Source organism: Gemmatimonadota bacterium, assembly GCA_026705765.1.
Classification (GTDB): Bacteria; Latescibacterota; UBA2968; order UBA2968; family UBA2968; genus VXRD01.
Window position 1 is genome coordinate 1 of the sequence record JAPPAB010000123.1, and the last position, 7677, is coordinate 7677.

Annotated in this window: 5 protein-coding genes and 1 tRNA gene; 4 read left to right on the plus strand and 2 right to left on the minus strand. The window is 53.9% G+C overall.

Annotated features, from left to right (window positions below; genetic code table 11):
* Window positions 1–107 precede the first annotated feature (107 nt).
* A tRNA-Gly gene (locus OXH16_16540) sits at window positions 108–184 on the minus strand.
* A 95-nt stretch (window positions 185–279) separates the two neighbouring features.
* On the opposite strand from OXH16_16540, the gene OXH16_16545 reads away from it, so the two are divergent.
* The 3 genes from OXH16_16545 to OXH16_16555 are packed head-to-tail and all read left to right on the plus strand — an operon-like array spanning window position 280 to window position 5840.
* Window positions 280–2358 carry a hydantoinase/oxoprolinase family protein gene (locus tag OXH16_16545; protein MCY3683007.1) on the plus strand — a complete coding sequence of 693 codons (2079 nt, stop codon included), beginning with the start codon at window positions 280–282 and terminating at the stop codon, window positions 2356–2358.
* Entirely contained in the window at window positions 2355–4049 is a 1695-nt protein-coding gene (locus OXH16_16550; protein MCY3683008.1) for a hydantoinase B/oxoprolinase family protein, read from the plus strand. The genes OXH16_16545 and OXH16_16550 overlap by 4 nt, the downstream gene beginning before the upstream one ends.
* Window positions 4050–5840, plus strand: coding sequence for an ABC transporter transmembrane domain-containing protein (locus tag OXH16_16555; protein ID MCY3683009.1), 1791 nt, complete (start codon window positions 4050–4052; stop codon window positions 5838–5840).
* Here OXH16_16555 and OXH16_16560 read toward each other — a convergent pair.
* Window positions 5833–7380, minus strand: coding sequence for an FGGY family carbohydrate kinase (locus OXH16_16560; protein ID MCY3683010.1), 1548 nt, complete (start codon window positions 7378–7380; stop codon window positions 5833–5835). The genes OXH16_16555 and OXH16_16560 overlap by 8 nt on opposite strands.
* A 104-nt stretch (window positions 7381–7484) precedes the next feature.
* Here OXH16_16560 and OXH16_16565 point away from each other — a divergent pair.
* On the plus strand, window positions 7485–7677 hold a 193-nt coding region (locus tag OXH16_16565; protein MCY3683011.1), incomplete at its 3' end, for an NAD(P)-binding domain-containing protein.

Genomic DNA, 7677 nt, shown 5'->3' on the forward strand with positions numbered 1-7677 from the left:
CAAAGGGCAAGTGCGGGCAGGCGCAGGTTGGCTATTTCTCGGGCAAGAGCTGATGACAAGCGGTTTGCTCCACAAAAAAAACCCGTTAATTTAACGGGTTGGATTAATGGAGCGGGAAACGGGATTCGAACCCGCGACCTTCTGCATGGCAAGCAGATGCTCTAGCCAGCTGAGCTATTCCCGCTCGTTATGAGGAACCAAAAATTACAAAAAGGATCATGGCTTGTCAAGGTCAATTTTAGGAATTAAAAATTAAAATCAAAGCAAAGGAGTATGGTGGTGAGTGAGGATGCATATACGCTTGCAATAGATATCGGCGGCACGTTTACAGATGTTGTGTTGAGGGAACACGCTTCGGGTAATTTGTCTGTGGCGAAGGTGTTGACGCAGTCTCCAGATCCTTCGGTCAGTGTGCTGGAAGGCGTGAAAGAGGTGCTCAATGGGGTGTCGCCAGGCGCGATTGCCCGGGCGGTTCACGGCACGACACTGGTGACAAACGCGCTGATTGAGCGCAGGGGGGCAAAGACCGGGCTGATTGCGACAGCGGGGTTTCGAGACGCGCTGGAAATTGGGCGGGAGGGGCGTTACGATATCTACGATTTGTTTTTAAAATTGCCCGATCCTCTCGTTGAGAGACGGTTGCGCGTTGAGGTGCGGGAGCGGCTGTACGCGCGCGGCGAGGTGATGACGCCATTAAATGAAGATGATGTGGTCAAAGCCTGCGAGGTGTTGCGCGAGGGCGGGGTGGAGGCGGTCGCCATTGCATTTTTGCACGCTTATGTCAATCCCGACCACGAGCGTCGGGCAGAGGAAATTGTGCGTTCTCTTATACCCGATGCAGGCATTTCTGTTTCGCACAGGGTTGCCGCCGAACTTCGAGAATTTGAGCGCACTTCCACGACTGTGGCAAATGCGTATGTTCAGCCTATGGTGGCAAAATATCTCGCGCGTTTGGAAGATGGGTTGAAGGCGCTGGGGATTTTGGCACCGCTGCATATTATGCTGTCAAACGGTGGGTCGTGTTCTGTGCAGACTGCGGTGCGTTTTCCCGTGCGTCTCGTAGAATCCGGTCCATGTGGCGGCGCGCTTGCCGCGGCGCATTATGGCAATCGGTCGGGGTATGGGCAGATTCTCGCATTTGATATGGGGGGCACGACGGCAAAGGCCATTTTGAGCGAAGATGGGGCGTTTCCCATTACGACTGAATCGGAGGTCGCGCGAGTTTATCGATTCAAGCGAGGCAGTGGGGTGCCCTTGCTCGTGCCCGTGCTCGATATGATCGAGATTGGGGCTGGTGGAGGTAGTATTGCGCATGCGAGTGAATTGGGTTTGCCCACGGTTGGGCCGCAAAGTGCGGGGGCAGATCCCGGTCCTGCCTGTTATGCGCGTGGTGGACAGTTGCCCACAGTGACGGATGCCGATCTTTTGCTGGGCTATTTAAATGCCGGGTATTTTTTGGGCGGACAAATGGATCTGGATGTGGATCGCGCTGCTGATGCGGTTGATGAATTTGCGCGATTTACCGGGCTGGATCGCGTGCGTGCCGCACAGGGTATTCACGATTTGGTGAATGAAAATATGGCCAATGCCGCACGGGTTCACGCGGCCGAGCGCGGCATTGATTTGAACGGATACGCGCTGGTTGCGACGGGTGGGGCTGGGCCTGTACACGCATGCGGGGTTGCGATGCGATTGGGGATTGATCGGGTGATTGTGCCGCCCGCTGCGGGGGTTGGGTCGGCTTTTGGTTTGATGCTTGCGCCCATTGCTTTTGATTATGTGCGGAGTTTTGTGTCGCGGATTGCCGCGTTGGATCGCGATGTTGTCAATAAGCTCTATGGAGAGATGGAAGACGAGGGCCGGGCGCTCGTGCGAGAGGCAGGGATCGATGATTCTGAGATTCGGGTGGTGCGCACGGCTGATATGCGATATGTTGGGCAGGGGCACGAGATAAGCGTTCCCGTGCCTTTGGGAGAATTTATGGAAAGTTCCGATGGCGCGCTTCAAGCGGCTTTTGATGCGTCTTATAAAAAATTATATGGACGTCTGTGTGATGGGGTTCCCGTTGAGGCCATTCACTGGCGCGTGACGGTTTCGGGACCAGAGCCGGAAATTTGCGATGTTGGGACCATTGGAGAGGTCGCAGGCGATCAGGTGTCCGAGGGACAGCGCGATGTTCTTTTTCCAGATGGGAAATACAGGACTGCGGTTTACAGGCGGGAGGAACTTGGAAGAGGGGCTGTTTTGCAAGGTCCCGCTATTGTCGAGGAAGTTGAATCCACTACGGTATTGCCGCCCGGATGGGTATTGCAAGTCGATGATACGGGTAATCTGATTCTCATCAGGGAGGACGTATGAAGGATCGCACAATTGATGCAGTTGAGCTGGAAGTGCTGTGGAATCGCCTTATTTCTATTGTGAATGAGCAGGCTGCAGCACTGATGCACGCTTCTTTTACAACGGTGGTGCGCGAGGCTGGCGATTTGTCTGCGGGGGTGTTTGACCGCGGGGGAAACATGCTGGCGCAAGCGGTGACGGGGACGCCGGGACATATCAATACGATGGCAAATTGCGTGCGGCATTTTGTGAAGGCGTATCCGATTGATACGCTGAAACTCGGCGATAGTTTGCTCACCAATGATCCGTGGTTGGGGTCGGGGCATTTGCACGATATTACGGTTGTTACGCCGGTTTTTTATCGAGGTAGGGGCGTGGGGTGGTTTGCCAATACTTGCCATGCAATGGATATTGGTGGTCGCACGCTGGGTGCCGGTGCGCGTCAGGTGTATGAAGAGGGCCTGAATATCCCGATTATGAAATTGTTTAGCGAAGGGGAGATCAATCGCGATTTGATCGCAATTGTGCGGGCAAATGTGCGCGAGCCAGATCAGGTCGTCGGCGATTTGTACGCGCAGCAGGCGGGGAATGATGTGGGGGCTGTCAAGTTGCTTCAGGCGCTGGAACATTACGATCTCGCAGATCTGGAAGGGTTGTCGAAACTGATTTTGGATCGGTCAGAAGCGGCGACCCGAGAGGCGATTTCGGAGATCGCAAATGGCGTTTATGAGGATGAAGTGAAACTCGATGGGTACGATAGGCCGCTGGTTATTCGCGCAAAAATTATTATTAAAGATCGCAGTTTGGTAGTTGATTATACGGGCACATCGCCACAGGTGGATCGCGGGATCAATGTGGTGTACAATTATACGCATGCTTATACGACTTATCCTTTGAAATGCGCCATTAGTCCGCATATTCCCAATAATGAAGGCAGTTTTCGTCCCATAACAGTTACGGCACCTGAGGGATGTATTTTAAACGCGCAATTTCCGTGTGCTGTGGGCGCGCGGCACCTGGTTGGGCATTTTCTTTCACAACCGCTGTTTGGGGCACTTTCTCAGGCGATTCCCGATCGCGTGATTGCCGATGGGTCGGCTGGGCTTTGGAATACGCAGTTGGAGGGGATAGGTCGCACGGGTGAACGCTTTGCGTATATCTTTTTTTCCGCAGGTGGTATGGGCGCGCGTCCCGGCGATGATGGGATTTCGGCGACGGCGTTTCCCAGTGGGATTAAGGGTGTGCCTGCCGAAGCGATTGAGTCCGTGTCGCCAGTGATTATGCACAGGCGCGCGTTGATTCCCGATTCTGGCGGTGCGGGTACTTTTCGAGGGGGGCTGGGGCAGGAGATGGTGTTGTCTGTTGATTCCGAACATCCCGCGCTGCATTCGTGTATGTACGATCGCACGCGCTATGCACCGCGCGGTTTTTTGGGGGGGCGCGATGGCAGGTGCGGCGAACTTTTTTTATCGGATGGCACTGTTTTGCCGCCAAAGGGGCGCTATGACCTCCAACCCGGGCAGTCGGTGACATTGCGTATTCCGGGTGGTGGGGGCTATGGGTCGCCTTTTGAACGCGATCCCAAAAGAGTACTGGAGGATGTTAAACAGGAGCGGCTATCAATTGAAGCTGCGCGAGATGCTTACGGCGTGGCGATTACGGCTGATCTCGAGGTGGATGTTGAGGAGACCGCTGTTTTGAGGAAAAAATAAATGAATAAAAAAAAGGACCAGACATATTCCCCTGTGGCATTGTGGCTGGCGTGGAAGCGCATTTTTGCTTTTGCCCGGCCATACATGTTTCGGCTCGTCCTGGGGCTGGTATTTACCGCGTTTTCCTCAGGTGTGTGGCTGATGATTCCGCTGGGCTTGCGGTCGCTTTTGGATTCTGTGTTCGAGCAGGGGGATAGACACCAGTTGGATTTACTGGCGCTTGGCATGCTGGTGCTTTTTGTGCTTCAGTCGCTTTTGCATGTGGGTAGCCATTACTGGATTTCCTGGGTGGGTGAGCGCGTGGTGACGGATCTGCGCAAGAAGGTTTATGCGCATTTGCACCTTTTGGGACTTCGCTTTTATGCCGATCACAGGTTGGGCGAACTGATGTCGCGCCTGACCAATGATGTGGGAGCTATCAGAAATGCTGCGACGGGTGCTATTTCGCAGGTTTTGATGACGGGGATTATGACTGTTGGCTCTGTGGCGGCTATGGTTGTTCTCAATTGGCGATTGAGTCTGGTGGTGTTTGCTGCCGCGCCAGTTGCCGCTGTTGGGACGCGCTATTTTGGACAGCGCATCCGCGAGTTGTCTCGCACGGTTCAGGATCGGTTGGGCGATACGACTGCGATTGCCGAAGAAGCCCTGTCGGCTGTGCGGGTTGTCAAGGCGTTTGCACGCGAAGTTTTCGAGGTGAATCGATATGGCGAGGCAAACGAAGATTTGTTTCGCACGTCGCGCTATCGCGTGATTATGGAAGCGGTTTTTTCGGCTTGTATCGCATTTCTTTTTATGCTGGCGCTGGTGGTGATTTTCTGGTACGGGGGCACAGAGGTGCTGGCCGGGCGCTTGTCGGCGGGCGATCTGGTGGCGTTTATTTTTTACGCGATGAATATTGCCCGATCTGTGATGGGGATTTCGCGTCTTTATGCGTCCTTAAATTCTGCTGTGGGTGCATCAGAACACATTTTTGAATTGTTGGAGACGCGACCGGAGATTGCCGATAGTGATGGTGCGTTTCCGCTTGCAGATGTCCGCGGCGCTGTGGCGTTTGAAGATGTTTGGTTTGGATACCAGCCCGACCGACCGGTAATCAAGGGGGTTTCATTTGAGACCCTGCCAGGGCAAACAATAGCGCTTGTGGGGGCGAGTGGCGCGGGTAAGACGACGCTGATGAATCTGATTCCGAGATTTTACGATGCGACCTCTGGGGTTGTGCGCGTGGATGGTGTGGATGTGCGAGATGTGCAGATTGTATCGCTGCGCGAACAGATCGCGCTGGTATCACAGGATGTGGATTTGTTCGGTACTTCTATTGGCGAAAATATCCGATACGGGCGATTGGATGCGACGGATGATGAGGTCGAGCAGGCAGCCCGAGATGCGAATGCCCACGATTTTATTGTGGATTTGCCAGATGGATACGGCGCGTTGGTTGGGGAAAAGGGCGTGAAATTGAGTGGGGGACAGCGGCAGAGGGTTGCAATTGCGCGTGCTCTGTTGCGAGACGCGCGCATTTTGTTGCTGGATGAGGCGACTTCATCGCTGGATTCGGCTTCAGAAGTACAGGTGCAACAGGCTTTGGAAAGGTTGATGGTGGGACGCACGACGTTTATTATTGCGCATCGGTTGTCAACAGTGCAACATGCGGATTGCATTCTGGTGCTGGATCAGGGCGAGATTGTGCAGCGCGGGACACATGGGGCGTTGTTTGATAGGGGTGGGCTTTATCGCGAGTTGTGCGATTTGCAATTTCGGAATATGGAAATGAAAAAAGACGAGGTTATCTGATCGTTGTCATCTGGATCTGGTCTATCTGGTGGTGGAGGTCTTGCACTGTCGGGTAAATTTGCTTGTGTACGCGGTTGTAAATTCTGTTGTAATGGGCGACCTGTTCGGGTATGGGGTGAACGGTCTGCATGGGGATGTCGAGCGTGTGCAGGGCATCGGCGATGTCCGCGTAAACACCTGTGCCCAATCCGGCGAGCACTGCCGCGCCCAGAGCGGTTGCTTCATCCATTTCGGCGATGGCGATGGGTTGATTGAGAACGGTGGCTTTGATTTGCATGAGGAGTTGGTTGCGTATGCCACCGCCGATTGCGACAATATTTTTTGTTTCGGGCACGCCGAGATGAGATTTGGATGCATCGATAATATGGCGCATTTCCAGAGATAGACCTTCGAGGATTGCTCGGAAGAGCGTACCGCGGTTGACATCGGGGGTCAGGCCAATAAATGTTCCGCGTGCTATGGCTTCTGCATGGGGCGGGTTGGTAAAGCGCAGATGTGGGAGAAAGCCAACACCCAGACTACCGGGGGGCGATTCGCTCGCTTCGGAAATCAAGGTGTTATAGTCTGCGCCTTCGCCGAATAAGTTGCGGAACCACTCGATGCTCGCTCCGCTTGTAAACAATCCGCCGAGGAAGTAATATTGGTCGGGTGCGACATGTGCGCCTATGGTGAAGTTTTGGCGGCCTATTTGCGGGTCTGTAAGCGGCTGAGAAATGGGCAGGCACATGGCTTCTGCGGTGCCCAGAGAATTGAGCATTGTTCCCGGTTCTGTAACGCCAACGGCAAGTGCGCCGCAAATATGGTCGTGTCCACCAGCGCATATTCGCGTGTGCAGGGGCAGGCCGGTTTCGTGTGCGATGTTGGGAAGAATGGTGCCCAGGTCTGTTCCTGAATTGCAAAGCGGTGCGAAGAGATTTGAGGAAAGACGGAGTTCGTTGAGGAGGTCGTTTGCCCATTGCCGCCTGTGGAGGTCAAAGGCAAGGGTGCGAGAGGCGAGGGAATAGTCGGTGGCGGGTATGCCCGACAATCGAAAGGCAATATAATCGGCTGTGTTGAGCCAGGAGGCGGTTCGCGCAAAGGCTTCGGGCTGGTGTTCGCGTATCCAGAGGATTTTACACAGGCTGGAAATGGGTTGTAGTGGAAGCCCTGTAAGCGAGAAGAGTTTGTCGCGATCAAAGGTTTTTCGCAGTTGTTCGCATTGCGGGCGGGTGCGCTGGTCAAACCAGGCAATTGCATAACTGGTTGGGTTTCCTCGCTTGTCGATTGGGACGCCTGTTTCGCCGATGCTCGCGGTGGCTATGCCGGTGATGTTGGCGGGATTGTCGATTTGTGCAATGGCTTTTTTCAGGACGCCGCATACGGTTTCCCAGAGTTCATCGGGTTTGTAATACGCCCATTCTGGCTGTGGATGATGCGTGGGCGTTTTGGCCTGTGCGCGGGCGATTTCGCGACCTCGAGGATCAAAGATCAAGGCTTTGATGTTGGTGGTTCCAACGTCGATGCCGATGAGTAAAGGGTCGGAGGATTTTTTTGTGTTCATGGTTGGCTCTTTATTGGATGATAGGGTAGGTTGTGGTTATATTATATTGAAGTGTTTCAGTTGTCAAAGACAAATGGATGTTTTACCAGAGAAGGAGTGATGAGATGGACAAGATAGGGTTTGTCGGTTTGGGAATTATGGGTAAGCCTATGTGTCACAACTTGTTGAAGGCCGGTTTTGATGTGACATTTTATGCGCGGCGAGACGAGATTGTGGCCGAGATGGAGGGCGCGGGGGCGACTTATGTGCCTTCGTCACAGGCGGTGGGCGATGCAACGCATATTATTATTACGATGG